Source organism: Rhodovulum sp. MB263, assembly GCF_002073975.1.
Taxonomy (GTDB): Bacteria; Pseudomonadota; Alphaproteobacteria; order Rhodobacterales; family Rhodobacteraceae; genus Rhodovulum.
In genome coordinates this window covers 2,115,183-2,138,793 of the sequence record NZ_CP020384.1, presented here as the reverse complement: position 1 = coordinate 2,138,793, position 23,611 = coordinate 2,115,183, and the positions used below count along the sequence as shown (strand labels likewise).

Below are 23,611 nucleotides of genomic sequence, written 5' to 3'. Positions count from 1 at the left end.
CGGGGCCGCGACCCAAGGTCCGATCAAAACCCCTCGACCGCCTGTCCCTGCTGCCAGGGTTGGACGAGGTTGCCGAAGCGGGTGAAGCGGCCCTCGAAGCTGAGTTCGACCGAACCGATGGGCCCGTGCCGCTGCTTGCCGATGATGACCTCGGCCTTGCCGTGCAGGCTTTCCATCGCCTCCTGCCAGCGCGCCATGCCTTCGAGGTCATGATCGCTGGGTTTCTCGCGTTCCTTGTAATATTCCTCGCGGAACACGAACATCACGACGTCGGCATCCTGCTCGATCGAGCCCGATTCCCGCAGGTCGGACAGCTGCGGCCGCTTGTCCTCGCGGCTTTCGACCTGCCGCGACAGCTGCGACAGCGCGACGACGGGAATGTCCAGTTCCTTGGCGATGGCCTTCAGGCCCTGCGTGATCTCGGAGACCTCGTTCACCCGGCTGTCCTTGGCGGTGGCGGGACGCACGAGCTGTAGATAGTCGACGAAGAGCGCATCGAGCCCGTGGGTCCGCTTCAGCCGCCGGGCGCGCGCGGCGAGCTGGCTGATCGGCAGGGCGGGGGTGTCGTCGATGTAAAGCGGGCACGCCTCGAGTTCCTTGGCGGCATTGACGAAGCGGCGGAACTCGGCCTCGGTCATGTCGCCGCGGCGGATCTGTTCGCTGGGCACTTCCGAGGCCTCGGACAGAACCCGGGCGGCGAGCTGCTCGGCGCTCATCTCGAGGCTGTAGAAGCCCACCACGCCGCCATTCACCGCGCCGACCGACCCGTCGGGCATGGTGCCGCGCTTGTAGGCGCGGGCGATGTTGAAGGCGATGTTGGTCGCAAGCGAGGTCTTGCCCATCGAGGGCCGCCCGGCGAGGATCAGAAGGTCCGAGCGGTGCAGCCCGCCGAGCTTCTTGTCGAGATCGGTCAGCCCGGTCGAGACGCCCGCAAGCCCGCCATCCCGCTGATAGGCGGCATTGGCGACCTTCACGGCATCGGTGACGGCGCGCAGGAAGGACTGGAAGCCGGATTCGGACTGGCCCTTCTCGGCCAGCTTGTAGAGCCCCTGCTCGGCCTCGACGATCTGGGCGGCGGGTTCCGAGGCGATGTCGACCTTGGCCGCCTTGTCCGAGATCTCGGCGCCGAGCTTCATCAGCTCGCGGCGGAGCCAGAAATCGTAGATCATCTGGGCATAGTCGCGGGCCGCGAAGGACGAGATCGCCGCCCCCGCAAGCCGCGCCAGATATGCCGGCCCGCCCAGTTCGGCCAGCCCCTCGTCATCCTCGAGGAAGGCCTTCAGCGTGACCGGCGAGGCCAGCTGGTTCTTCTGGATCCGGTTCGCGGCGATTTCGTAGATCCGGGAATGGACCGGGTCGTAGAAATGCTGCGGCTGGACGATGGACGCGATCCGGTCGAAGATCTCGTTATTGGTCAGGATCGCGCCCAGCAATTGCTGTTCGGCCTCGACGTTATGGGGCAGGCCGACGGTCTCTTCGGCTGTCTCGCCCTCGGGCCGGATCGTTCTGACCTTGTTCATGTCGATTAATCTCCCTGCGGCCGGGTTCTAGCCCCCCGCCAATGGCCACGGCAAGCTTTGTAAAGCTGTGGATGGCCTGTGGATGAATTGTGCATGAAGTCCCGCCCCCTTCATCTTGCTGCGAAGGAGGTTCATGCGTCAAGATCTGGGTCGGCCCGGTCCGGGCGGCGGAAAGTCCGGCCAAGCGGCGGGCGGGATTGCGCCTATTGCTGGCGGCGCGCCTCCTGCCAGGCCCGGGGGGCATCGAGAAAGGCCTCGACCTCGGACAGGGTCGTGGCATCGAAGGCGTCCTGGCGCCTGGCCTCGGCCAGAACGTCGCGCCAGGTGCACAGATGGTGCAGCCGGACGCCGTGATCGCCGAGCCTCTTCTCGGTCTCGGGGAAGATCCCGTAATAGAAGATCACCGCCGTATGGCCGCAAACCGCGCCGGTCTCGCGGATCGCATCGACGAAGCTGAGCTTCGAGCCGCCATCCGTGGTCAGGTCCTCGACCAGCAGCACCCGGTCGCCCTCGGCCATCACGCCCTCGATCCGGGCATTGCGGCCATAGCCCTTGGGCTTCTTGCGGACATAGGTCATCGGCAGCGCCATCCGCTCGGCGATCAGGGCGGCGAAGGGAATGCCCGCGGTCTCGCCACCGGCGATGTTGTCGAAGGCCTCGAAGCCCGCCTCGCGCAGGACGGTGACGGTCAGGAAATCCATCAGCGTGGCGCGGATCCGCGGGAAGGAGATCAGCTTGCGGCAGTCGATATAGGTGGGCGAGGGCAGACCCGAGGCCAGCGTGAAGGGGGTCTCGGCATTGAAATGCACGGCCCCGATTTCCAGCAGCATGCGGGCGGACAGGCGGGCGATCTCGGTCTGGTCCGGGAAGGCTGTGGGGATCATGGCGCGGACGTCTCCATTGGCTGCCGGACGGCCCCGCCCGGCGATTTTTCTGCGAAAAATGCGCGGCTCACCGCTCGACCCGCCAGTGCAGATCGAAGCCCGGATCGAACAGCGTGACCGGACCGGCCCCTGTCTCGATCCGCGCCGGATAGGCGACGGGGGCGGCGTCCCGGGTCAGGGTGATGCGGTCCTCGTTGGGCGGCAGGCCATAGAAGGCGGGCCCGTTCAGCGAGGCGAAGGCCTCGAGCCGGTCGAGCGCATCGGCCTGCTCGAAGACCTCGGCAAGGCAGGAAAGCGTGTTGCTGGCCGAAAAGACGCCCGCGCAGCCGCAGGCGCATTCCTTGGCGGGATCGACATGGGGGGCGCTGTCGGTGCCGAGGAAGAAGCGCGCATCTCCGGAGGTGGCTGCTGCGACCAGCGCGTCGCGGTGGCGGGAGCGCTTTGCCACCGGCAGGCAGTAGTAATGCGGCTTGATGCCCCCGACCAGGATATGGTTGCGGGTGATGATCAAGTGGTGGGTCGTGATCGTCGCACCAAGCCCCGCCGGGGCCGCGCGCACGTAATCGACGCCATCCGAGGTCGTGATATGCTCCATCACCACCCTGAGCCCCGGCACGGCCCGGCGGATCGGGTCGAGCACCCGGTCGATGAAGACGGCCTCGCGGTCGAAGATGTCGATCTCGGGGTCGACAACCTCGCCATGGACGCAAAGCGGACAGCCGATCTCGGCCATCTTTTCGAACACCGCCCGAACCTTGCCGAAATCGCTTACGCCCGAGGCCGAATTGGTGGTGGCCCCGGCGGGATAGAGCTTGACCGCCGTCACCAGCCCGGCCGCATGGGCCCGCGCCACATCCTCGGGGTCGGTCTCTTCGGTGAGATAAAGCGTCATCAGCGGCGTGAATTCCGCCCCCTCGGGCAGCGCGGCCAGGATCCGGTCGCGATAGGCGGCGGCTTCGGCTGCGCTCACCACCGGCGGCACGAGATTGGGCATGATGATGGCACGGGCGAAGTCGCGGGCGGATTCGGGCAGAACGCCCGCCAGCATGGCGCCGTCGCGCAGATGAAGATGCCAGTCGTCGGGGCGGCGGATGGTGAGGCTCTGGGTCATGGGGCAGGGCGATACACAATCGTCCGGGCGCTTTCCAGTACCGATCGCGACGCGGGCCGGACCAGGGCCCGGTGAAGCGAAGTCCGGCGGGTTCGCGCCTTTGCCCCGCGGGGGAGGGAAGGGGCGAGCCACCCGCCGGGCGCAAGGCGGGGCTTCCCAGCCGACAATGGAAAAGTCACGGATTCTGTCCTATCTTGGCGGCATGGGAGGAAACGTCTGTACACGAACAGGAGTTTCCATATGGCACTCGCGAATACGCATGTTGCGGGCCCTCGCGGCTCGTTCTTTTCCTCGGTCATTGCGGCCATGGTCCGCATTGTCGAGAACCACCCGCGCACGCGCGCGCTGGACCGGCTGAACGCCATTTCCGATGAGGAACTGGCCGCCCGCGGTCTGACCCGTCAGGACGTGATCCGCCGGATATTCAGCGACCGCTTCTATCTCTGAGTTCCGGCCCGGAGGGGAGGGTTGCGCCCGGATCAGACCGGATCGGCGGGATCGGCTGGGCGGTGACGCCGGAGCTGCCGGTCGAGATCCGTGCGCGGGCCGGTGAATGCGTTGATATGCCCCGAGGCCGTCTCGGTTGCCGCAATGCGGCGGGCATGGCGGCAGACCCTGGCGGCCAGATCCGTCCGGCCCGATTTGTCGAGCCGCTCCATCAATGCGGCCAGATAGGGCGCATGCCGCCGCCGGGCCCGAAACAGCCGGTGATAGACCCCTGACGAAAGCTGCCCTTCGCCTGCCGCGTCGATCAGCTCGGGCAGAACCCCCATCGCCGCGAGATGGGCTTCGAGCGCGTCGCCGCAACAGGGCGCGGCCAGTCGCAGCACGTTGGCGCCGTCGAACAGCGCTGCATGCATCGCATCGAGCGTCTGTGCCGGATCGTAAAGGATCGCGGCGCAGGCGGCCGCCTCGATCATGTCGGGGGCGTAGCCGTACCGCGTGGCGAAATCGCGTCGCCGCGCGATCAGGAAACGCCGGTCCCAGTCAAGCCGCGCCGGGTCGAGCGTGGCCTGCGGCGCCAGCGCCACGACGGCGGCGCCCGGTGCCGCCACCGAATAGGCGCAGGCGGCATAGCCGCACATTCCCGCCCCGTAGAACACGACCCGCTCGAATCCGTCAAAGAACTCCGCATCGATCCGTTCGTCGAAGAAGCCAAAGACCGCCGGGTCGCGGAACCAGGTTGCGCCATGTGCGACCAGCGTCAGCCGCGACCAGCCCGCGGGCTCGGCCAGATGCGCGGCGAGGGTCCGCCCGGCGGTCTCGCCGGTCAGGATCTTGCGCGCCTGCTCGAACGTGACCAGCAGCGTGTCGCCGCCCGGCGCCCAGACCGCCGCATGATCGGGGCCGAGCGCCTTCACCCAGGCGCCGGTTCCTGACCTGTCCAGCAATGTCTGCCAACGGCCTCTGTCGTTCTCGCTCGCCAACCGGTCTTTCATGGCCACCTCTGCAACCCTGAGAAAGCCTAAAGCCAAGTTGCGGCCTTCGAAAGGCGCGTTTCGCCTCGCCGGGCGCGGAACGGCGAGCCCTCGGCAAAAAAATGCGCCGGCGGCTCAGTTGCGTGCGGCGGTGGCGGTCAGTGCCCCCATGCCGATCAACGCGCCGCCGCCCGCCCGGCTCATCCAGCGCAGCACCGCAGCCCGCCGGATCTGCGCCCTCAGCCGGTCGGCCAGCAGCGCATAGGTCAAGGCGTTCAGCGCTGCGAGGCTGATGAAGGTCGCGATCAGCACCGCGAATTGCGGTGCAAGCGGGGATGCCGGGCGCAGGAATTGAGGCACGAAGGCAATGAAGAAGGCGATCGACTTCGGGTTCAGCGCGGTCACCAGGGCCGCATGGCCGAAGACCGCGCAGGCCGGGTGCGGGGCCGGGTCGACCTCGCCGGCCAGCACCGGCGGGCTTCTGAAAAGCCTGATCCCGAGCCAGATGAGATAGGCCGCGCCGATCCATTTCAGGGCTGTGAACAGCGTGGCAGAGGTCAGGATCAGTGCACCGAGCCCGGCAAGCGACGCCGTCATCGCGATCAGATCGCCCAGCGCCACCCCCAGCGCCATGGCCACCGCGACCCGCCGCCCCTGGCTCAGCGCATAGCTCACCACCAGCAGGATCGTCGGCCCCGGCAGCACCAGCAGAACCGCCGAGGCCAGGGCAAAGGCAAGCCAGAGATCCAGGGGCATGAGAGGCACTCCGGAGATGAACGTTCGGTTCGGGATTCTACGCCCTCCCGAAGCCCGCGCAAAGCATGGCGAGATCGCAGATCCCTTCTTCTTGGCCGAAATACCCCGGGGGGAGTCCGAAGGACGGGGGGCAGAGCCCCCCCGGCGCGCAAGATCCCGTCCCCGCGACGGGGCCTCAGAAAGACGGGGCCTCAGAAAAAGGCCTGCAGTCCGGTCTGCGCCCGGCCCAAAATCAGCGCATGAACGTCATGGGTGCCCTCATAGGTGTTCACCGTCTCGAGGTTCACCAGATGGCGCATCACCGGATAGCTTTCGGAAATGCCGTTGCCGCCATGCATGTCGCGTGCGGCCCGGGCGATCTCGAGCGCCTTGCCGCAATTGTTGCGCTTGATCAGGCTGATCGCCTCGGGCGCGGCCTGGGCTTCGTCCATCAGCCGTCCGACCTGCAGGCAGGCCGACAGCCCCAGCGCAATCTCGGTCTGCATGTCGGCAAGCTTCTTCTGGAAAAGCTGTGTCGCGGCCAGCGGGCGGCCGAACTGGCGCCGGTCGAGCCCGTAGCCACGTGCGGCATGCCAGCAAGCCTCGGCCGCGCCCATCACGCCCCAGGCAATGCCGTAGCGCGCCCGGTTCAGACAGCCGAATGGCCCCTTCAGCCCCTCGACCCCGGGCAAAAGTGCCTCTTCGCCGACCTCGACGCCGTCCATCGCGATCTCGCCGGTGGGCGAGGCCCGCAGCGACAGCTTGCCCTCGATCTTCGGGGCCGAAAGCCCGGCCATGCCCTTTTCCAGCACGAAGCCGCGGATCTTGCCGCCATGGGCCTCGGATTTGGCCCAGACCACGAAGATATCGGCCATCGGCGCGTTCGAGATCCAGGTCTTGCGGCCGGTCAGCCGGTAGCCGGTCGCGGTCTTCTCGGCCCGGGTCTTCAGGCTGCCGGGATCCGACCCGGCCTCGGGTTCGGTCAGCCCGAAACAGCCGATCAGCGTGCCCTGTGCCAGCCCCGGCAGATAGCGCTGGCGCTGCGCCTCCGAGCCGTAGGCGTAGATCGGATAGATCACCAGCGAGGACTGCACCGACATCATCGAGCGATACCCCGAATCGACCCGCTCGATCTCGCGCGCGACAAGGCCGTAGGTCACGTAGGAGGCCCCAAGCCCGCCATGGGCCTCGGGCAGGGTCACCCCCAGAAGCCCAGCTTCGCCCATATCGCGGAAAAGCCCGGGCTCGACGGTCTCGTCGCGGAAGGCCTCGGTCGCGCGCGGTTGCAGCCGGTCCCGGGCAAAGGCCCGCGCCGCGTCGCGCAGCATCCGTTCGTCCTCGTCCAGCCTGTCGTCCAGGCGCAGCGGGTCTTCCCAGTCGAACCGCGCCAGCTCGGGCGCCTCCGTCGGTTTCAGCGGGTTCTCCAAGGCCATTCCTCCTCCTTTGGGCTCAGGGACGAGGCATAGCGCGCGCGGCAGGGTGGGGCAATCGCCGCGGCGCGGCGCAGAGCGGCGGGCAAGGGCGAAAGGACAGCGCCGATTGCGGGGGAAATCGGGGCCATAGAAGCGGTGCAGGCGATGCTGGCGGGGCAGGACCATTGCTGCGGCCGCGCCCCTGGTCTCGTGCCGCAGTCGGGCCGACCGGCTCGGGCCGCTGCCGGACTGGTGCGGCACGACGGGTGCCACCCTGCGCGCGGGCGGGGAGATACGCGATTTTTCGACGAAAAATCGGTGCCCGCGCTGGTCCTCTTGGTTTTGCTGTGCGCGATTTCCGGCTTGGTGTCGCCATATTCGCGGACGGTGCTGCATATTCTGCATGCCGTGTCGAATGCGAAGAGCGCGGGCTGGACCAGCGTCGATGCCTTCACCTTCGGCACCCGTCTGACCAATATCACCCGCCATCTCGCCACGCAGGATGGCGACGCGGCGCGTGCCGCCGCCGGGGCCAAGGCGTCCGACTGGGAGGGCCGCCCCCGGATCGTTATATCGCTTCAATTGCGACTGGTCGCTTCGGGTGCTCGGAACCGGCGAGGTGGTGCTTTTGATCACCGACGGGTCGACCGCGACGAGATGGACATCCTGTCGCGGGAGATCGAACGGCTGCGTCTCTTCGCAGATCCGCCGATCTGGATGATCCCGCCTCGGTGCCGGGACGGATTGCCCCCAAGGTATACCTAATAAAGAGGATTTCTTCCCATTTGGACTGTTTCTGGCCGGCCATTCGATCCGCTTGTTTGAGGAACTGTCCGGGGCCGTTTCCGAGACCCCGGACAGCGGCGAGCGCGACCGGTTTCTGGCCGCCATGCGACATTCAGAACCGACTTGATTTAGATCAAAGTCGTGCTTCGGTAAAAGATACATCTGGCAATTACTGTTTGCGGGCGGCGCCGGACCGTTCCCAGCCGACGCCAGCAAACCCGCAGCGAGTCCCCTGTGTCTTTCCCAGCACAGGATTTCGGCATCAAAGGGGCCCTCCCTCCCCGGATGCCGGTCAGTGAAACGCCGTGGGCCCTCCCTCCCACGGCGTTTTTCAGTTCTTCGACGAGCGTTTTTTACGGTGGATCGGGCTAGATCCGAACCATGGCACGCAGTCATTTTATTCCTAAAATGGAATGTAATATGGCGTGAAACCGGTGAAGCCCCTGGCGCTGAACTGGAAGATCGGCGGTCCGCTTCTTGAGATCGCGTTCTTTCTGACTGGGTTTAAGGCGAGGCCGATCAGCGTCTCGACCCGGGGTCGTGCTGTTCGACGCCTTTTCGCGGAACCTTCAGTGTCCTGATGCGGGTATCGCCACCGAGACAGCCGGGGTTTCTTCAACACAAGCAATGCCTTACTGACGAATTCGGATGGCGCATTGGCCGCCGGGCCACATGATTTCGGGCCTGATGCAAAGCCCGGTTTTGGTCCATGTCTTCGCCTTCGGAGAATTCCTGACCGCCATCCCGAGGGCGATGACGCTTCTGAAGAAGGAGGGGTGATCCATGACCATGACCCTTGTCGTGGTCGGGCTTCTGGTCTTGGCCTTCGGTTGGATAATCGACCGGATCGTTGCCTCAAAGCCGAACTGTATCTGTAAGATACTGACGCTGACCGATACCAACCTGCTGAAGACGATCCTCGTGGCGATCGGGACCGCTTCGATCCTTGTTTTCGCCGGACAGATCCACAGGAGTGTCGATGTCGGCCATTTGGCGGTCAATTCGGCCCATGGCCGCGTATTGCCTGGTGGCGGGGGCCTGGGCTTCGGCTGGGCCATCGCGGTTGGTCGGATCGACGCGCTTTGCCTTGCAAGGCTGCGCCTCCTTTTCTGCGGGACGGCTGTCCGGTGGCCCGTTTCGATGTCTGTTGCGGCGCTTGGGCGACGCGTTTGGGCCGGTTGCCGGGAAGTGGGGCGCCATCTCTCCCGGTGATCAGGTTGCAAGAGCCGTTCGTCTTCGGTCTATCGGAAATCCGGCAGCCCCGACGCCCTTCCGCCTTACCTCTCCGACGTATAGACAGCAAATCTGTCCTGTACACCCGGATGAGCCCGGCAATGATGCCCGGGCAGAGCCTCTGAGGCCGTCTTGTTGTCATCGGATGCGGACTTGTCGCGGATGGCGGGGGTGCATGGCGGCTGAGACTGCCGGGCCATCCCGATCCTTCCTGACCCTATCCGGGCGTTCGGGCCCGACCCTCTGCTGACCCCCTTGGTTCTGAAACAGCCAAACAGCGCGCGCATTGTCAGGACGTGGCCCGGCGTCCGGCCGGGTTTGTCCTCTCCGCCGTTTCGTCGGCGAAGGCAACGCGGTCGAAGAGCGATATCCCCACCGGCCCTCTGCCTGGGCAAAGGCATTGCCTGCGCGGTAGGAGCTTCGGTCTATGTCCGGTTGAGTGCAGACCGCTCGGTGTGCCCGCCGCCTTGCCTGTGTCACGGGACCCTGTCTGGCCGGGCATGCGTCTGTTTCGGGAGCGCGCGTCGAGCGCAATGCTGCCGCTTGCTCGACCGGTCTTCGATTTATTCCGGAAACTACATGAAAGGCGTTGCTGGCGAGGCTGGTGACAGAATCTATCCTCGAAATGAGGATGGAGCATCTTCCCGTGCATATCTGCAGCATGGCGGGGGTCGACGTCCTTGACAAACCCTGCAGCGATCCGCGCAGAGCGGGCTCTGCCGGAGCGGAGGGCGGTCCTTCAAAACCAGCGGACGTGCCAGGGATCAGGCCGCGCGGAGCGCGTTCAGGAAGGCGCGTACCCGCTGCGACAGGGTGCCCGTCTCGTCCGAGACCGTGCCGACCGCGTCTTTCAGCGTTCTCGACGTGTCGCCGGAACGCTCCACCCTATGCGAGACGTCGCGGATCATCTGGGCGATTTCGCTGGTGCTGGAAGCCGTCGAATCGGCGTGTTGCGAAATATGCCGGGCGGCCTGGGTCTGTTCGGTCACCGAGACGCGGATGCTGTCCGAGAATGAGCGGACCCGTTCCACGCTGTCGCTGATGCCGGATATGCGGGTGCTCATCATATTGGTTTCGGACTGGATCCGCTTGATCCTGTCGTTGATCGACGTGGTGGCCTGACCGATCCGCTCGGCCAGGGCCTTGATCTCGAAGGCGACCACCGCGAAGCCCTTGCCCGCATCCCCCGCGCGGGTCGCCTCGACCGTGGCGTTGACGGCCAGCAGATTGGTCTGCTTGGCGATCTGCGCAATCATGTTGACGACCTCGTCGATTTCCTTGGCGGCGGATTGCAGGCTTTCGAGCTGTTCGGAAGAGGCCTCGGCCTCTTCCATCGCATTGGCCGAGGCCGTGGCCGCGTTGGTGACGTCCTGGGTGATCGAGGTGATCGATGCCGAGAGCTGCTCGATGGCGGAGGCGACGGACTGGGCGCTGGTTGCGATCCGGGAGGCATTGTCGGACAGCGTGTCGGTGCCCTGGCGCGCGCGGGAAATCTCCGAGTTCATTCCGTCCGCGGCATCGTCGAGCCTGGTCATCGAGCTTGAGAGCACCTCGGTCACGCGGCTGATTTCATCCTCGAAATTGCGGCTGAGCTCGTTCAGGCGGTTTTCGTACTGCTCGGCCTGGGCGGCGAAAAAGGCCGAATTGGCAAGCTCGGTATCGAGCATCAGCACGCGCGAGAGCGTATCCATCAGCGGTGTGGGGTCTTGACGCCGGAAGAAGGATTTCCGGCGCACCTCGTTCATGATGACCCCCTGCAACGCCAGTCCGACACGGGCATAGGCTGCGGTATAGAAGCTTATCGGCAATCCGATCCTGTGATGCACCAGGCCGATCTTCTCGGCGCTGTCGAAATACTGCTGCGAGAAATCCGATGTCAGCATCAGCACCCAGTGCTGCTTTTGCTTCTTGCGGGCGTGATCGCGCAGCGCCTGGCTCGGGAAGAATGCGTCCCAGTCCGGGGTATGGGCGATTTCCTCGTAGAAATCGGCAAGCACCTCGTCGAGATGGGGCAACAGGATCCGGCCCACCTCCTTCACCCGCTCGCGCGTTTCTCCCTGAAGCCCATAGGCCTGAAGCCGGGCCGACGGTTTTCTCTTTTCGGCCATGGTGCTGGGCGGCTCCTTGTTGCGCATGCGGATGCGTCAGCACTGTCGGGCACAAGGGTTGACCTGGCGTTACCTTTCGGGAGTTGCCTACAATACGAATGAAAAAGCCGCCCCGAGGGGCGGCCGTTCACCGGTCATTCCGGAACCTAGCCTACTTGGCCGGGCCGATCATCATCACCATCTGGCGGCCCTCGAGCTTGGGCATGTTCTCGACCTTGCCGATTTCCTTGATCTCTTCGGCAACCCGCTCGAGCAGTTCGCGCCCGAGATTCTGGTGCGCCATCTCGCGGCCGCGGAACCGGAGCGTGATCTTAACCTTGTCGCCATTCTCAAGGAACTTGACCACCGAGCGCATCTTGACCTCGTAGTCGTGGCTGTCGGTGTTGGGCCGGAACTTGATTTCCTTGACCTCGATCACCTTCTGTTTCTTGCGGGCCTCGGATTCGCGCTTCTGCTGTTCATATTTGAACTTGCCGAAATCCATGATCTTGCAGACCGGCGGCGTGGCATTGGGAGAGATCTCGACAAGATCGAGCCCGGCCTGTTCGGCCAGCTCCACACCCCGGGTGGGGGTCACGACTCCGAGGTTTTCGCCCTCTGCACCGATCAGGCGGATTTCAGGACAGCGGATGCGTCCGTTGACGCGAGGGCCGGTATCGCGCGTGGGCGGCGCGTTGTGAGGTCGGCGGGCTATGGTGTTGCTCCTTGGATCGTTTCGATTATTCAGACCCCAAGTTACCGCCGCGCCGGGTTCGCTTCAAGGCGGTTTTCCCTTGCCCGCAACGGATTGCCCCCTGCAGCGACGGGCCGGTTTGCCGCAGGCCGGGGGCTGCGGGGAAAAAACCGCGCCGGAAGCCGGATCCGGACGTTCGGCATCCCGGCAGCTGTCGATCAAGAGAGCCCCCGGTCGCGATCGTCATTCTTGTCGCCCTTGGGTCGGGCGCAACAGGGCGGGAGCTGCTGGCGGCCGGGGCGCCAGGCGAAGCCCAGAAGTTCCCGCATGCGGGCGGCGCGCCATGCCGGCCCCCATGCCAGTCGCGGCCATTGGGGCGGGAGAGGTCAGTGCCAGGGCCAAGGGCCCCGAGGAAGAGTCATCGTCCGCCGCTTATGCGGGCTCTGTTGCACAAATCCGGCGAGGTATTCCTCTTGTGAACCCCGCGTGTCAGCTGCTCTGCATGAGCAGACCGATCTCTCCGAGCGACAAGATCGGGAACTGGCCAGCCCATAACGAAGCGCTCAAACGGCAGGGCTGACTGACGATGAAAGTGCCGTTCGGCATGGCGTTCCGACAGGCGCCCGGGGGCGTCGAAAGCCTGCTGCGGCTGGTCGGCCTCGTCCGGACGGTGCCCGGCTTCAGCGCGCTGTCCCGCCGTCAGAAGACCTTGGCGGTGAACATTCCCTATCGCGCCTCTGAGGGGCCGCGGCATCTGGTGATCGACAGCGCGGGCATCGAGGACGAGGGTTAAGGGGAGTGACATGCACGCTAGCACAATGGTCCGAAATGTCCTGTCTGGCGCAAGATCCGCCTCGGGATCGGCGAGCAGACGCTGGGGGGCCGGGCGTTGAGATCACCGGGCACCGGCTCGGCGAGGCATCGGGGCAGCCCGACCTGCTCAGCCAGATCCCGGAGGATCAGGAGATCGGCAGTGGCGAGCCCGCGAAGGCAGACGGCGCGTATGACACCCGGAAATTCCATGATGCCATTGCCGACCGCGGTGGCCATGCCGTCATCCCAACCGCCGAGACTGCCAGGCCGTGGATGCCCGTCAGCGCTGGTGCCCTTGGCCCGAAACGACCCATGGCGCGCCGCGAAATACCTTAGTCGCGCGCTGTGGCGGCGGTGGAGTGGGGACCATCGCCGCAGCCGCGCCGGAACGAGGATGCACGGCATGAAACTGTCGGGCCAGCGGTCCATGGCCCGGGACTTTGATCGGCAGATCGCCGAGATACAGCTCCGCATCGCCATCCTGAACCGCGACACCACCCTTGGCATGCCCGTCACAGAGGCCGTAGGGGCGGTCTGTCCGCAGATAGAGGAACGCGCCTATCTGCCGATTTCTTCAGCAAAGCCCGTCGAGATCTGCCGTCGGCTGCCTTCTCATGAGCGGCTGTTTCTGGTGTTCACACGCCATCGGGTCCGGCGATCCGGCAGAAATGCCGGCCTCGCCTGACAGCTTATTATACCGCAGCGCAGGGCGCGCTCCGGGACTGTTCGAAAAGCGAAACGCCCGGAGCTTGCGCCGGGCGTTTCGTCGAAGGTCTGGCCGGGATCGCTGCCGGTCAGGCGGCGGGAGCGGCCTCGAGGGCGGCGATGATCGCCGAGAAATCGTCCGCCTTCAGCGAGGCGCCGCCGACCAGCGCGCCGTCGACATTGGAGGTTGCGAAGATCTCGGCGGCATTGCCGGGTTTGACCGACCCGCCATAGAGCAGGCGGATGCCTTCGGCCGCGGCGCCATAGCGTGCGTCCAGCGCGGCGCGCAGGCTGTCATGGACCTCGGCAATCTGCTCGAGCGTCGGCACCCGGCCGGTGCCGATGGCCCAGACCGGCTCATAGGCGACGACCATGCTGTCGCCGGTGACGCCGTCATCGGGCAGCGAGCCGGCAAGCTGTGCACCCACCACGGCCAGGGTCTCGCCCGCGTCGCGCTGGCTCTCGGTCTCGCCGACACAGACCACGGCGGTGAGACCGGCGGCCAGCGCGGCCTCGGTCTTGGCGCGGATCAGCGCGTCGGTCTCGCCGTGATCGGCCCGGCGCTCGGAATGGCCGAGGATCACGTAGCTTGCCCCTGCATCGGCCAGCATCTCGGCCGAGATGTCGCCGGTATGGGCGCCGGAAACAGCCGGGTGGCAATCCTGACCGCCGACCGCAACCTTCGAGCCATGGACCGAATCCGCCATCCGGTCGAGCAGGGTGGTCGGCGGGCAGAGCAGGATGTCGACATCCGGGGCGGCATGGGCGGCAGCCAGAGCCACGGCCTCGCCGAGCGATCCGCTCAGCCCGTTCATCTTCCAGTTCCCAGCCGCCAGCTTCCTGCGCATGCGTTCGCTCCTCGCCAATGATGATGATTCCGGCCTTCCTAGGCGATTTCCCGGCCGGGAGGAACGGCCCTTTTCCACGCAGGGCCGGAACAGGGGCGCGCGCCGTTTCAGGCGGTCGCGGGGCCTTCCTGGGGGTCGTCGGCATCGCGGAACTTGATCGATTCGCCGCAACCGCAGGCATCGACCACATTGGGGTTGCGGAACTTGAAACCCGATTCGAGCAGCGAGACCTCGTAATCGATCTCGGTGCCGAACAGGAACATCTGCGCCATCGGCGCGATCGCCACGCGGGCGCCGTCCTGTTCGACGATCTCGTCCATGGGGTCGATCTCGGCGACGTAATCCATGGTGTATTCCATGCCCGCGCAGCCGCCCTTCTTGACGCCGATGCGCAGTCCCTTGGCCTGCTGCTGCTGCATCAGCCGGGCGACTTCTGCCGCCGCGGCGGGGGTGAGGCTGACTGCCTGCTTTCCGGGAATGGCGAACATTTCGTACCTCGTTTCTGCTGTGCGAAGGGTAGGGCGCGGCGCCCGTCTCGCAAGGGCCGCCGCAGGCGCTTGTGCCGCGCCTTGCCGCCCCCCTTACATGAAGCCGAGTTCGAGCCGCGCCTCGTCGGACATCATGTCCATGCCCCAGGGCGGATCCCAGGTGATGTCGACATCGACCCGCTTGACGCCGGGCAGCGGCTCGACCGCCTCCTGCAGCCAGCCGGGCATGTCGCCAGCCACCGGACAGCCGGGGGCGGTCAGCGTCATGGTGATATGGACGACGGTCTCGGCATCTATCGTGATCGTGTAGATCAGTCCCAGATCGTAGATATTGACCGGAATCTCCGGGTCGTACACGCTGCGGCAGGCCTCGACGACCTGATCGTAAAGCGGGTGATCGGTGGTCGAGGGCTCGATGAGCGGCGTACCTTCAAGCTTTCCCTGCGGCTCGGTCATGGCGGCTCCTGTAATTCCTAGCAATTATATAAGGAATGCGAAATCCGCCGTCCAGAGGCGGAATCGGCTGCAGAAAGCGGCTCTGGTGCCGGGCCGGGCGCCTCGGAAGGGCTTTTGGCAAGGGGGGAACGTCCCCGGAGTGTCGACCCCGGTGTCGCGAAGATGGCTGCCGCGCCCGCCGATCATTATTTCTCGCGTGGCAATGACGGTCCCTTTCAGGTTCTATCCGTGAGAGGGTCATTCGCCAGCCAACTGGCTGTGATATCGGTCTTTTCAACAGGAATCCGGAGATGCGGGGGCGCCGGTGGCCCGCAAGGTGGGACCGCGCTGCTTCGGCCACAAGGGGGCCTTGGCCCGCGCAGCGGCGCGACCTGATTTTTGCAACCTGATTTCCTCCGCTGCCCTGGCCCGGTGGCCTTTCGTTTTTCCGGCAGCCGGTAGAACGGCCGCTGCCTTTCGTCGCGCGCTTTTCATTGCGCGGGCGTTGCGCTAAAGCGCAGCCAATCAGACGGGAGAGCCCCATGAGCGAGCGGAAGAACGGCCTGACCTATGCCGGGGCAGGTGTGGATATCGATGCAGGCAATGCCCTGGTCGAGCGGATCAAGCCTGCCGCCAAGCGGACCGGACGGCCCGGCACGCTTGCCGGGCTGGGCGGCTTCGGCGCGCTGTTCGACCTGAAGGCGGCGGGCTATCTCGACCCGGTGCTGGTGGCCGCGACCGATGGCGTCGGCACCAAGCTCCGGATCGCCATCGATACCGGCCATCTCGACGGGGTCGGCATCGATCTGGTGGCGATGTGCGTCAACGATCTGGTCTGTCAGGGCGCCGAGCCGCTGTTCTTCCTCGACTATTTCGCGACCGGCAAGCTCGAGATCGACGAGGCGGCGCGGGTGATCGAGGGCATCGCCGAGGGCTGCCTGCGCTCTGGCTGCGCGCTGATCGGGGGCGAGACCGCCGAGATGCCGGGCATGTATCATGGCGGCGATTTCGATCTGGCGGGCTTTGCCGTCGGCGCGATGGAACGCGGCCACGATCTGCCCGCCCATGTGGCCGAGGGCGACGTCCTGCTGGGGCTGGCCTCGGACGGGGTGCATTCGAACGGCTATTCGCTGGTCCGCAAGGTGGTCGAGCATGCGGGGCTTGGCTGGGACGCGCCCGCGCCCTTCGCCGAGGGGCCTCTGGGCGCCGCGCTGCTGGCGCCGACGCGGCTTTACGTCAAGCCCGCGCTTGCCGCGATCCGGGCGGGCGGCGTGCACGGGCTTGCGCATATCACCGGCGGCGGTCTGACCGAGAACCTGCCGCGGGTGCTGCCCGAAGGGCTGGGTGCGACGGTCGATCTGTCCTCCTGGGATCTGCCGCCCGTCTTCCGCTGGCTGGCCGAAACCGCCGATCTGTCCGAGGCCGAGCTTTTGAAGACCTTCAATGCCGGGATCGGCATGGTGCTGGTCGTGGCCGAGGACCGGGCCGAGGCGCTGAGCGCACTTCTGGCCGAGGCGGGCGAGAGCGTGGCCCGGATCGGCCGGGTCGGCCCCGGGCAGGGCGTGGCCTATGAGGGACGCCTGCTGTGACCGAACCGACGCGCGTCGCGATCCTGATCTCGGGATCGGGCTCGAACATGGTGGCGCTGGCCGAGAGCATGACCGGCGATCATCCGGCGCGCCCGGTGCTGGTGCTGTCGAACGATCCGGCAGCGACGGGGCTCGGGCGGGCGCGGGCGCTGGGGATTGCGGCCGGGGCCGTCGACCACCGCCCCTTCGGCAAGGACCGCGCGGCCTTCGAGGCGGCGCTGATGGAGCGTCTTGCCGCCGCCGCCCCCGACATCCTCTGCCTGGCCGGGTTCATGCGGGTGCTGACGCCGGGCTTCACCGAGGCCTGGGCCGGGCGGATGCTGAACATCCATCCCTCGCTCTTGCCGAAATATCGCGGGCTCCACACCCATGCGCGGGCGCTCGAGGCAGGCGATGCCGAGGCGGGCTGCACCGTTCATGAGGTCACGGCCGAGCTCGATGGCGGCCCGATTCTCGGGCAGGCGCGGGTGCCGGTGCTGGCTGACGATACCCCCGACAGGCTGGCGGCGCGGGTGCTGGTGCAGGAACACGCGCTTTATCCCGCTGTGTTGCGCCGCTTTGCCGCCGGCGACCGCACCCCACTATATTTGCCCTGAGACGGCCGGGGGCGCGGGGCGATATGATGCGGCCTTTCCATTTTGCGACATTTTCCCTATCAGGAACGGGTCGGGTGTCATGGAGGTGCTATCTGGGTGATGCGGGTTGAGATGAAGACACTGACGACGACCGAGGCGCTGGCCGCCTTCTGCGAGAAGGCCGCGAGCGCCCCTTATATCACCATCGACACCGAGTTCCTGCGCGAGCGGACCTATTACGCCAAGCTCTGCCTCGTGCAGCTTGCGCTGCCCGGCCGCGAGAGCACCGACGCGGGCGAGGCGGTGCTGGTCGATCCGCTGGCGGGCGACATGTCGCTCGAGCCGCTTTACGCGCTGTTCCGCAATGCCGACGTGGTCAAGGTCTTCCACGCCGCGCGGCAGGATCTCGAGATCTTCTTCACCGAGGGCAAGGTCTTCCCCGAGCCGCTCTTCGACACCCAGGTCGCGGCCATGGTCTGCGGCTTCGGCGAGCAGGTCGGCTACGAGACGCTGGTGCGCAAGATCGCGCGGGCGAGCCTCGACAAGACCTCGCGCTTCACCGACTGGTCGCGCCGTCCGCTCTCGGAGGCGCAGAAATCCTATGCGCTGGCCGATGTCACCCATCTGCGGGTGATCTACGAATATCTCGCGGCCGAGCTGGAAAAGACCGGCCGGGCCAAATGGCTTCAGGAAGAGCTGAGCGTCCTGACCGATCCCGAGACCTATATCGTGCGTCCCGAGGAAGCCTGGCACCGGGTCAAGACCCGTACCCATTCGGGCAAGTTCCTCGTCGCGGTCAAGGAGCTGGCGCGGTTCCGCGAGACCTATGCCCAGGCCCGCAACATTCCGCGCAACCGGGTCTACAAGGATGACGCACTGCTGGAGCTGGCCTCGACCAAGCCGCAGAGCCTCGAGGACCTGTCGCGCTCGCGCCTGCTCTTGCGCGAGGCGCGGCGGGGCGACATAGCCGAGGGGATCATCGCCGCGATCAAGGCCGCGGCCGAGACGCCGCAGGCCGATTATCCGAAGATGCCCGATACCGACGACAAGCTGCAGGTGAACCCGGCGCTGGCCGATCTGCTGCGGGTGCTTCTGAAGGCCAAGTCGGAACAGGCCGGGGTGGCGCAGAAGCTGATCGCCACCGCCTCCGAGCTGGATGCCATCGCTGCCGGGCGGCGCGACGGCGCGGCGCTGCGGGGCTGGCGGGCCGAGGTCTTCGGCGATGACGCGCTCAGGCTGTGCGCGGGCAAGATCGCGCTTGCCGCCAAAGGCAGCAACGTGGCGGTGGTTCCGCTCTGATCCGTCCCGCCCTGCGCAAGGCCCGCGCATGATCTGCCGCGGGTCCGGGGCACGCCCTGCCGGTCGGGCGGGGATGATCTTCCCGGGCCCGGCCGTGCCGCGCAATGGTGTCAGGTCAGCCGCGTCGGGGTACGCCCTGTCAGGATGGGCGCCGGCACTCATAGGCGCGGGCGATCAGGGCTTGTTGCGCTCGCGCCAGTAGGTCGCCTCGCTTGACATGTCGCGGGAATTCAGACGGCGCAGCCTTGCATCGCTCCGGCTCAACGCCTGTTCGAGGTCGCGGCAGTGCAGATATTCGGGCGGGGTCACGGCTTCGGTCGCCGTCCCGGTGCCCGGGTCTTGCGCCGCGGTTTCGCGGGCGGTGGGGTGGACTGACAATCCGCGACAAGCGCGGTCGCACACAGGATCGGGAAAACAGGCCTTGTGGCCATGGTGTTCGCCATCATGGCAGTCGTCGGATATCGCGATCCCCCCCCGCCATCCGGCGGACGGTGCCGTCTGGATGTGTCCTGCCGGGCCCCGCAGCCCATGCCGCTAGCGGCGGGCCTGCCTCTGGTTCTGCGCGCCGCGGACCACCAGCGTGCGGATGCCCTGCAGATCGTCTTCGGACAGGAACCGCCCGGCGGTGATCTGGCGCGAGGGCTCGGTGCCGACCGCTGTCGCGGTCCCGGGGCGCGCGATCCTGAAGTCGAAGACCAGCGTATCGGAGGGGGCTTCGTCCTCGGCTGCAGGGACGGGCACCAGCGCGGCATCCCAGAAGCCCTGACGCTCGGGCAGTCCGGTTGCGGTCAGGATGGCGCCGCCCGGCGCGCGATCGACGGTCATGGCGGTCACCTGATCGACCAGCGGTCTGGGATCGGCGGCCTCGGCGCGGCGCAAAGGCTGTTCTGCGGTGGTTTCGGTCTCGGTCGAGCTGCTGAACCAGTTGAACGGGTTCAGCCGTGACTCGCGCACCGTTCCGCAGGATGACACGGCGAGCGCCGCGCACAGGGCGGCCGAAAGCGATGTTTTCATGGGCAGGCCCCCGGTTGCTTCGTCCAATCGGTTAGCCGAAACCGGCGCCGTTGAAAAGCCGGTCTGGTCCCGAAGCTGGACCTTTGGCCGCACCGCCGCTAATCAGGACCGGTCAGGCAAGGAGAGATGACGTGTCGAGTGAAGCCTTCGAGGAGATCGTGGAGACCTTCGAGTTCCTGGAGGACTGGGAGGACCGTTATCGTCATGTGATCGAACTGGGCCGCGCGATGGAGCCGCTGGCCGAGGCGTTCAAGGTCCCCGCGACCAAGGTCGATGGCTGTGCCAGCCAGGTCTGGCTGATGGCCGATGTCGAGGGCGCGGGTCCCGAGGCGGTCTACCGCTTCCAGGGTGACAGCGACGCGATGATCGTGAAGGGGCTGATCGCGGTGCTGCGGGCGCTTTACAACGGGCTGACCGTATCGAAGGTGCTCGACACCGATGCGGGCGCCGAGCTGGCGCGGCTGGGGCTGGACGAACACCTGTCCTCGCAACGCTCGAACGGTCTGCGCGCGATGGTCGAGCGTATCCGGACCCAGGCCGCGGGCGTCGCCGAAGGCGTCTGACGCGCGGCGGCCGGGCCAGACGGGCCTCGACGGGGCTCGGTCGGGCCTAGACGAGGCTCAGTCGGTGAAACGCACCGCGCCGATATAGGGCAGGTTGCGGTTGCGCTGGGCATAATCGATGCCAAGCCCCACCACGAACCGGTCCGGGATCTCGAAGCCGACCCAGCGCGCGCGCACGTCGACCTCGCGCCGCGCCGGCTTGTCGAGCAGCGCGCAGCATTCCAGCCGTGCCGGCTTGCGCCCGCCCAGAAGGTGCAGCACGTGCTTCAGCGTGTGACCGGTATCGACGATATCCTCGACCACCAGCACGTCGCGCCCCTCGATCTCGCCGCGCAGATCCTTCAAGATCCGCACCTCGCGCGAGGAGGAGGTGGAATTTCCGTAGGACGAGGTCTCGATGAAATCGACCTCGACCGGCAGGTCGAGTTCGCGGACCAGATCCGCGATGAAGATGAACGAGCCGCGCAAGAGACCGACGACGACCAGCTTTTCGGTTCCTGCGAAATGCGCGGTAATCTCGCCCGCCAGCGATTCGACTCGGGCGGCAATGGTCTTCGCCGACAGCAATTCGTCTATGACATATGGTCTCTCGGCCATGGGACCCCCTTGATTTTGCCGGGCTTCTAGCAGAAATGGCGTCCCATTGTCAGCAGCGAACGGGATCCCATGCCGCGCCATTCGGAAAACCGCGAGATGCCTTACACCGCCCAGCAGATGTACGATCTGGTGGCCGATGTCGCGTCCTACCCGCAATTCCTGCCCTGGACCGCAGCCGCGCGCATCCGCTCGCGCAAGGATTTCGGCGATCACGAGCTGATGGAGGCCGATCTGGTGATCTCGTTCAAGGTGTTCCGCGAACGCTTCGGCAGCCGGGTGACGCTCTGGCCGGCGGATTTCCGGATCGATACCGAGTATCTCGACGGGCCGTTCCGCTACCTCAAGTCGCACTGGAAGTTCGAGGACCTGCCCGGGGATCGCTGCAAGGTCGAGTTCTTCGTCGATTTCGAGTTTAAGAACCGGGTGCTGCAGGGGGTGATCGGCGCGGTCTTCAACGAGGCGATGCAGCGGATCGTGCGGGCCTTCGAGGACCGGGCGCGGGCGCTTTACGGCGCGCGCCCCTGAGGCCCGCCGAAAGCCGTTCAGCCCGCCGGGCGCTGCGCGCCCAATGCCGCCAGCAAAAGCGCCAGCGCATGGTCGCGGGTCGCGGCGCGGACCCGGTCGCGGCCGAGCGCGCCGAATTCAACGGTCTCGGTCAGGGTCTCGATCCCGGAAACGGCATCGGCATCGGCACGGCGCCTGGCGAGGCCGAAACAGACCCGGCCCTCGGGCTTGAACTCGGATCCGCCGGGGCCGGCGATGCCGGTGACGGCGACGGCAAGATCGGCTGCCGAATGCGCCAGCGCGCCCGAGGCCATTTCGGCCGCGACCTGTTCCGAGACCGCGCCATGGGCCTCGAGCGTTTCGCTCAGAACCCCCAGCATCGCCTGCTTGGCGGCATTCGAATAGGTGACGAAGCCCCGGTCGAAGACGGCGGAAGAGCCCGGTACATCGGTGATGGCAGCCGAGATCATCCCGCCGGTACAGCTTTCGGCGGTGGCGATCACCAGGCCCGCGGCGCGGGCCCCGGCGATGAGAGGGGCGGCCTTGTCGCTCACATCAGAAAGATATGCGACAGGGCGGCCAGCGCAAGCACCAGAAGCGCCGTCGCAGCGCCCGCCAGCACGTCGTCGAGCATCACCCCGACCGGAGTCTTCATCCGGTCGGCGAAGCCGATCGGTCCCGGTTTCCAGATGTCGAACAGCCGGAAGCCCAGGAAGGCCGCGATCCAGCCGGGGTAGAGCGCGGTCGCATCGACCCCGGCCGCCGCCGCGCCGAACGAGACCGGCAAGAGCGCGATCCACATCCCCGCGACCTCGTCGATCACATATTCCGAGCGGTCCGGGTCGGACGCGCCCGCCGCCGCCTCGCGCACCGCCCAGATGCCGAGCGGGATCACCGCCAGCGTCGCCAGGGCGGTCAGGAAGACCCCGCCGGTCACGTCGAGCGCCCAGAATGCGGGGATCGCCGCCAGCGAGCCCCAGGTGCCGGGGGCCGGGCGCAGGCGGCCGACCCCGAAGACGGTGGCTATCTGCGTGGCGAGGCTCATGGCGCCACCAGCGTCACCGTGGCGAGTGCCGCGATCCCTTCCTCGCGCCCGGTGAAGCCCAGCCGTTCCGAGGTGGTGGCCTTGACGCTGACGCGGGCCTCTTCCATCCCCATCAGCCGCGCCATCTCGGCCTGCATCGCGCCGGCGACGGGGCCGATCTTGGGCCGCTCGCAGATCAGCGTCAGATCGACATTCGAGATCCGGAAGCCCCGCTCGGCCGCCAGCGCGACCGCATGTTTCAGGAAGATCTCGCTGGCCGCGCCCTTCCATTGCGGATCGGAAGGCGGGAAATGCCGGCCGATATCGCCCTCGGCCAGCGCGCCATAGATCGCGTCGGTGACCGTGTGCATGCCGACATCGGCGTCGGAATGGCCCTTCAGCGCCTTGTCATGCGGCACCTTGATGCCGCAGAGAATGACGCCGTCGCCCTCGCAGAAGGCGTGCACGTCAAAGCCGTTGCCGGTGCGAATGTCCATGTTTCTCTCCCGCAGGACCCGCTCTGCGCGGGCGAAATCCACCTTGTGGGTGATCTTGAGATTGTCTTCGTCGCCCTCGACGATGGCCACGTCAAGGCCTGCCGCCAGCGCCACCTCGACATCGTCGGCGGCGCCGCCCGGATGGGCCTCATGCGCGGCGAGGATGGCGCGCAGGTGAAAGCCCTGCGGCGTCTGGGCGCGGTAGAGCCCGTTGCGCGGATGCGGGGCCTCGACCTTGCCGTCGCGCCCTTGCCAGAGCGCATCGGTCACGGGCAGGGCGGGGGCGGCGCCGGGGCTGTCATCGAGCGCGTCGATCACCCGCCCGATCAGTGCGGCCCCGACCAGCGGCCGGGCGCCGTCGTGAATCAGCACCCGCGTGGTGCCGTCGGGCGCGGCGCGCAGGCCCGCCTGTACCGAGGCATCGCGCGTGGCGCCGCCCGGAACGGTCGTGACCCGGGCCGTGCTGCCCGCGAGGGAGGTTTCGAAAAGTACGCCATCCTCGGGGCGCAGAACCACGACAATGGCCCCGATCCGGGGATGGGCGGCAAAGGCCTCTACCGTGCGCGCCAGCACGGCGCGGCCTGCAAGATTCTGATATTGCTTTGGTTTGTCGCCCCCGACCCGGGTGCCGCGGCCCGCGGCCACGATGATCGCCGTGACAGTCATCTTTCGCCCCCCTGCTGCCCGCCGGGATTTTAGGCAAGCCCGTGCTGCGGGGCAATGGGGCAAACTGGCGGCGATGAGTGCTTGATTTTTGTGCAAATGAATTTTCCGATGGGC

At 66.6% G+C, this 23,611-nt stretch carries 26 protein-coding genes and 1 pseudogene; 10 read left to right on the top strand and 17 right to left on the bottom strand.

The features are described 5' to 3' along the window. Nucleotides 1-23: 23 nt before the first annotated feature. The 3 genes from B5V46_RS09960 to pyrC all read right to left on the bottom strand — a co-directional run bounded on the left by B5V46_RS09960 (nt 24) and on the right by pyrC (nt 3,515). Nucleotides 24-1,520: a replicative DNA helicase gene (locus B5V46_RS09960; RefSeq protein ID WP_080616461.1), complete on the bottom strand. Its 1,497-nt coding sequence runs from the start codon at nt 1,518-1,520 to the stop codon at nt 24-26. A gap of 203 nt (nt 1,521-1,723) precedes the next feature. Further along, nucleotides 1,724-2,404: an orotate phosphoribosyltransferase gene (locus B5V46_RS09955; protein WP_080616460.1), complete on the bottom strand. Its 681-nt coding sequence runs from the start codon at nt 2,402-2,404 to the stop codon at nt 1,724-1,726. A gap of 67 nt (nt 2,405-2,471) precedes the next feature. Further along, a complete protein-coding gene (gene pyrC / locus B5V46_RS09950; protein ID WP_080616459.1) occupies nt 2,472-3,515 on the bottom strand; it encodes a dihydroorotase in 1,044 nt (347 codons plus the stop codon). Between the two features lie 240 nt (nt 3,516-3,755). Between pyrC and B5V46_RS09945 the strand changes: the two genes are divergently transcribed. Further along, nucleotides 3,756-3,962: a hypothetical protein gene (locus B5V46_RS09945; protein WP_080616458.1), complete on the top strand. Its 207-nt coding sequence runs from the start codon at nt 3,756-3,758 to the stop codon at nt 3,960-3,962. Between the two features lie 32 nt (nt 3,963-3,994). Here the strand turns inward: B5V46_RS09945 and B5V46_RS09940 are convergent, their stop codons facing one another. The 3 genes from B5V46_RS09940 to B5V46_RS09930 all read right to left on the bottom strand — a co-directional run bounded on the left by B5V46_RS09940 (nt 3,995) and on the right by B5V46_RS09930 (nt 7,101). Then, a complete protein-coding gene (locus B5V46_RS09940; protein WP_155774012.1) occupies nt 3,995-4,906 on the bottom strand; it encodes a phosphoadenosine phosphosulfate reductase in 912 nt (303 codons plus the stop codon). A 162-nt stretch (nt 4,907-5,068) separates the two neighbouring features. Further along, nucleotides 5,069-5,689 carry a LysE family translocator gene (locus tag B5V46_RS09935; protein ID WP_080616456.1) on the bottom strand — a complete coding sequence of 207 codons (621 nt, stop codon included), beginning with the start codon at nt 5,687-5,689 and terminating at the stop codon, nt 5,069-5,071. Nucleotides 5,690-5,880: 191 nt separating this feature from the next. Beyond that, the gene (locus B5V46_RS09930) at nt 5,881-7,101 is read right to left on the bottom strand and encodes an acyl-CoA dehydrogenase (protein WP_080616455.1); all 1,221 of its coding nucleotides are present in this window, start codon (nt 7,099-7,101) and stop codon (nt 5,881-5,883) included. A 297-nt stretch (nt 7,102-7,398) separates the two neighbouring features. Here B5V46_RS09930 and B5V46_RS09925 point away from each other — a divergent pair, with 297 nt between their 5' ends. The 3 genes from B5V46_RS09925 to B5V46_RS09920 all read left to right on the top strand — a co-directional run bounded on the left by B5V46_RS09925 (nt 7,399) and on the right by B5V46_RS09920 (nt 9,078). Continuing rightward, complete coding sequence (locus B5V46_RS09925; protein ID WP_196774230.1) at nt 7,399-7,845, top strand: VWA domain-containing protein; 447 nt, start codon at nt 7,399-7,401, stop codon at nt 7,843-7,845. 669 nt (nt 7,846-8,514) lie between these two features. Beyond that, a complete protein-coding gene (locus B5V46_RS20670; protein WP_255377917.1) occupies nt 8,515-8,646 on the top strand; it encodes a hypothetical protein in 132 nt (43 codons plus the stop codon). 3 nt (nt 8,647-8,649) lie between these two features. Beyond that, complete coding sequence (locus B5V46_RS09920; protein WP_080616453.1) at nt 8,650-9,078, top strand: hypothetical protein; 429 nt, start codon at nt 8,650-8,652, stop codon at nt 9,076-9,078. A gap of 785 nt (nt 9,079-9,863) precedes the next feature. Here B5V46_RS09920 and B5V46_RS09915 read toward each other — a convergent pair. After that, the gene (locus B5V46_RS09915) at nt 9,864-11,207 is read right to left on the bottom strand and encodes a globin-coupled sensor protein (protein ID WP_196774229.1); all 1,344 of its coding nucleotides are present in this window, start codon (nt 11,205-11,207) and stop codon (nt 9,864-9,866) included. 151 nt (nt 11,208-11,358) lie between these two features. Further along, nucleotides 11,359-11,901 carry a translation initiation factor IF-3 gene (gene infC, locus B5V46_RS09910; protein ID WP_080616451.1) on the bottom strand — a complete coding sequence of 181 codons (543 nt, stop codon included), beginning with the start codon at nt 11,899-11,901 and terminating at the stop codon, nt 11,359-11,361. A 481-nt stretch (nt 11,902-12,382) separates the two neighbouring features. Here infC and B5V46_RS09905 point away from each other — a divergent pair. After that, nucleotides 12,383-13,222, top strand: a pseudogene (locus B5V46_RS09905) (IS5 family transposase); the annotation flags it as partial. A gap of 265 nt (nt 13,223-13,487) precedes the next feature. Here the strand turns inward: B5V46_RS09905 and tpiA are convergent. The 3 genes from tpiA to B5V46_RS09890 form a co-directional block, all read right to left on the bottom strand. Next, nucleotides 13,488-14,246: a triose-phosphate isomerase gene (tpiA, locus tag B5V46_RS09900; RefSeq protein ID WP_080616450.1), complete on the bottom strand. Its 759-nt coding sequence runs from the start codon at nt 14,244-14,246 to the stop codon at nt 13,488-13,490. A 107-nt stretch (nt 14,247-14,353) separates the two neighbouring features. Further along, nucleotides 14,354-14,734, bottom strand: coding sequence for an iron-sulfur cluster assembly accessory protein (locus B5V46_RS09895; protein ID WP_080616449.1), 381 nt, complete (start codon nt 14,732-14,734; stop codon nt 14,354-14,356). 93 nt (nt 14,735-14,827) lie between these two features. Further along, nucleotides 14,828-15,190, bottom strand: coding sequence for an SUF system Fe-S cluster assembly protein (locus B5V46_RS09890; protein WP_080616448.1), 363 nt, complete (start codon nt 15,188-15,190; stop codon nt 14,828-14,830). 521 nt (nt 15,191-15,711) lie between these two features. On the opposite strand from B5V46_RS09890, the gene purM reads away from it, so the two are divergent. From purM to rnd, 3 genes are all read left to right on the top strand, one after another. Then, nucleotides 15,712-16,758: a phosphoribosylformylglycinamidine cyclo-ligase gene (purM, locus tag B5V46_RS09885; RefSeq protein ID WP_080616447.1), complete on the top strand. Its 1,047-nt coding sequence runs from the start codon at nt 15,712-15,714 to the stop codon at nt 16,756-16,758. Further along, nucleotides 16,755-17,354, top strand: a complete 600-nt coding sequence (purN, locus tag B5V46_RS09880) for a phosphoribosylglycinamide formyltransferase (RefSeq protein ID WP_080616446.1) — start codon at nt 16,755-16,757, stop codon at nt 17,352-17,354. Before purM ends, purN begins: the two co-directional genes overlap by 4 nt. Nucleotides 17,355-17,465: 111 nt before the next feature. Next, nucleotides 17,466-18,632 (top strand): ribonuclease D, encoded by a 1,167-nt coding sequence (rnd, locus tag B5V46_RS09875; RefSeq protein WP_080618012.1) that lies wholly within the window; start codon nt 17,466-17,468, stop codon nt 18,630-18,632. Between the two features lie 174 nt (nt 18,633-18,806). Here rnd and B5V46_RS19760 read toward each other — a convergent pair whose 3' ends face one another. Then, nucleotides 18,807-19,010 (bottom strand): hypothetical protein, encoded by a 204-nt coding sequence (locus B5V46_RS19760; RefSeq protein ID WP_155774010.1) that lies wholly within the window; start codon nt 19,008-19,010, stop codon nt 18,807-18,809. Between the two features lie 156 nt (nt 19,011-19,166). Beyond that, nucleotides 19,167-19,646 carry a hypothetical protein gene (locus B5V46_RS09870; RefSeq protein WP_080616445.1) on the bottom strand — a complete coding sequence of 160 codons (480 nt, stop codon included), beginning with the start codon at nt 19,644-19,646 and terminating at the stop codon, nt 19,167-19,169. Between the two features lie 131 nt (nt 19,647-19,777). On the opposite strand from B5V46_RS09870, the gene B5V46_RS09865 reads away from it, so the two are divergent. Then, on the top strand, nt 19,778-20,209 hold the full coding sequence (locus B5V46_RS09865) for a SufE family protein (protein WP_080616444.1): 432 nt from the start codon (nt 19,778-19,780) through the stop codon (nt 20,207-20,209). 57 nt (nt 20,210-20,266) lie between these two features. On the opposite strand, the gene hpt is transcribed toward B5V46_RS09865, so the two are convergent. Next, nucleotides 20,267-20,806: a hypoxanthine phosphoribosyltransferase gene (gene hpt / locus B5V46_RS09860; protein ID WP_080616443.1), complete on the bottom strand. Its 540-nt coding sequence runs from the start codon at nt 20,804-20,806 to the stop codon at nt 20,267-20,269. A gap of 69 nt (nt 20,807-20,875) precedes the next feature. Between hpt and B5V46_RS09855 the strand changes: the two genes are divergently transcribed. Next, nucleotides 20,876-21,331, top strand: coding sequence for a type II toxin-antitoxin system RatA family toxin (locus B5V46_RS09855; RefSeq protein WP_080616442.1), 456 nt, complete (start codon nt 20,876-20,878; stop codon nt 21,329-21,331). Between the two features lie 17 nt (nt 21,332-21,348). Here B5V46_RS09855 and B5V46_RS09850 read toward each other — a convergent pair whose 3' ends face one another. The 3 genes from B5V46_RS09850 to B5V46_RS09840 are packed head-to-tail and all read right to left on the bottom strand — an operon-like array spanning nt 21,349 to nt 23,497. Further along, complete coding sequence (locus tag B5V46_RS09850; RefSeq protein ID WP_080616441.1) at nt 21,349-21,864, bottom strand: CinA family protein; 516 nt, start codon at nt 21,862-21,864, stop codon at nt 21,349-21,351. Further along, a complete protein-coding gene (locus tag B5V46_RS09845; protein ID WP_080616440.1) occupies nt 21,861-22,355 on the bottom strand; it encodes a phosphatidylglycerophosphatase A in 495 nt (164 codons plus the stop codon). Before B5V46_RS09845 ends, B5V46_RS09850 begins: the two co-directional genes overlap by 4 nt. After that, a complete protein-coding gene (locus B5V46_RS09840; protein WP_080616439.1) occupies nt 22,352-23,497 on the bottom strand; it encodes a bifunctional 2-C-methyl-D-erythritol 4-phosphate cytidylyltransferase/2-C-methyl-D-erythritol 2,4-cyclodiphosphate synthase in 1,146 nt (381 codons plus the stop codon). The genes B5V46_RS09845 and B5V46_RS09840 overlap by 4 nt, the downstream gene beginning before the upstream one ends. Nucleotides 23,498-23,611: the final 114 nt, after the last annotated feature.

Excerpts from the sequence above, each read along its gene's own strand:
- B5V46_RS09960 (WP_080616461.1), bottom strand. The coding sequence starts at position 1,520 with ATGAACAAGGTCAGAACGATCCGGCCCGAGGGCGAGACAGCCGAAGAG.
- B5V46_RS09955 (WP_080616460.1), bottom strand. The coding sequence starts at position 2,404 with ATGATCCCCACAGCCTTCCCGGACCAGACCGAGATCGCCCGCCTGTCC.
- pyrC (WP_080616459.1), bottom strand. The coding sequence starts at position 3,515 with ATGACCCAGAGCCTCACCATCCGCCGCCCCGACGACTGGCATCTTCAT.
- B5V46_RS09945 (WP_080616458.1), top strand. The coding sequence starts at position 3,756 with ATGGCACTCGCGAATACGCATGTTGCGGGCCCTCGCGGCTCGTTCTTT.
- B5V46_RS09935 (WP_080616456.1), bottom strand. The coding sequence starts at position 5,689 with ATGCCCCTGGATCTCTGGCTTGCCTTTGCCCTGGCCTCGGCGGTTCTG.
- B5V46_RS09930 (WP_080616455.1), bottom strand. The coding sequence starts at position 7,101 with ATGGCCTTGGAGAACCCGCTGAAACCGACGGAGGCGCCCGAGCTGGCG.
- B5V46_RS20670 (WP_255377917.1), top strand. The coding sequence starts at position 8,515 with ATGGCGCATTGGCCGCCGGGCCACATGATTTCGGGCCTGATGCAAAGC.
- B5V46_RS09920 (WP_080616453.1), top strand. The coding sequence starts at position 8,650 with ATGACCATGACCCTTGTCGTGGTCGGGCTTCTGGTCTTGGCCTTCGGT.
- B5V46_RS09915 (WP_196774229.1), bottom strand. The coding sequence starts at position 11,207 with ATGGCCGAAAAGAGAAAACCGTCGGCCCGGCTTCAGGCCTATGGGCTT.
- tpiA (WP_080616450.1), bottom strand. The coding sequence starts at position 14,246 with ATGCGCAGGAAGCTGGCGGCTGGGAACTGGAAGATGAACGGGCTGAGC.
- B5V46_RS09895 (WP_080616449.1), bottom strand. The coding sequence starts at position 14,734 with ATGTTCGCCATTCCCGGAAAGCAGGCAGTCAGCCTCACCCCCGCCGCG.
- B5V46_RS09890 (WP_080616448.1), bottom strand. The coding sequence starts at position 15,190 with ATGACCGAGCCGCAGGGAAAGCTTGAAGGTACGCCGCTCATCGAGCCC.
- purM (WP_080616447.1), top strand. The coding sequence starts at position 15,712 with ATGAGCGAGCGGAAGAACGGCCTGACCTATGCCGGGGCAGGTGTGGAT.
- rnd (WP_080618012.1), top strand. The coding sequence starts at position 17,466 with ATGAAGACACTGACGACGACCGAGGCGCTGGCCGCCTTCTGCGAGAAG.
- B5V46_RS09870 (WP_080616445.1), bottom strand. The coding sequence starts at position 19,646 with ATGAAAACATCGCTTTCGGCCGCCCTGTGCGCGGCGCTCGCCGTGTCA.
- hpt (WP_080616443.1), bottom strand. The coding sequence starts at position 20,806 with ATGGCCGAGAGACCATATGTCATAGACGAATTGCTGTCGGCGAAGACC.
- B5V46_RS09855 (WP_080616442.1), top strand. The coding sequence starts at position 20,876 with ATGCCGCGCCATTCGGAAAACCGCGAGATGCCTTACACCGCCCAGCAG.
- B5V46_RS09845 (WP_080616440.1), bottom strand. The coding sequence starts at position 22,355 with ATGAGCCTCGCCACGCAGATAGCCACCGTCTTCGGGGTCGGCCGCCTG.
- B5V46_RS09840 (WP_080616439.1), bottom strand. The coding sequence starts at position 23,497 with ATGACTGTCACGGCGATCATCGTGGCCGCGGGCCGCGGCACCCGGGTC.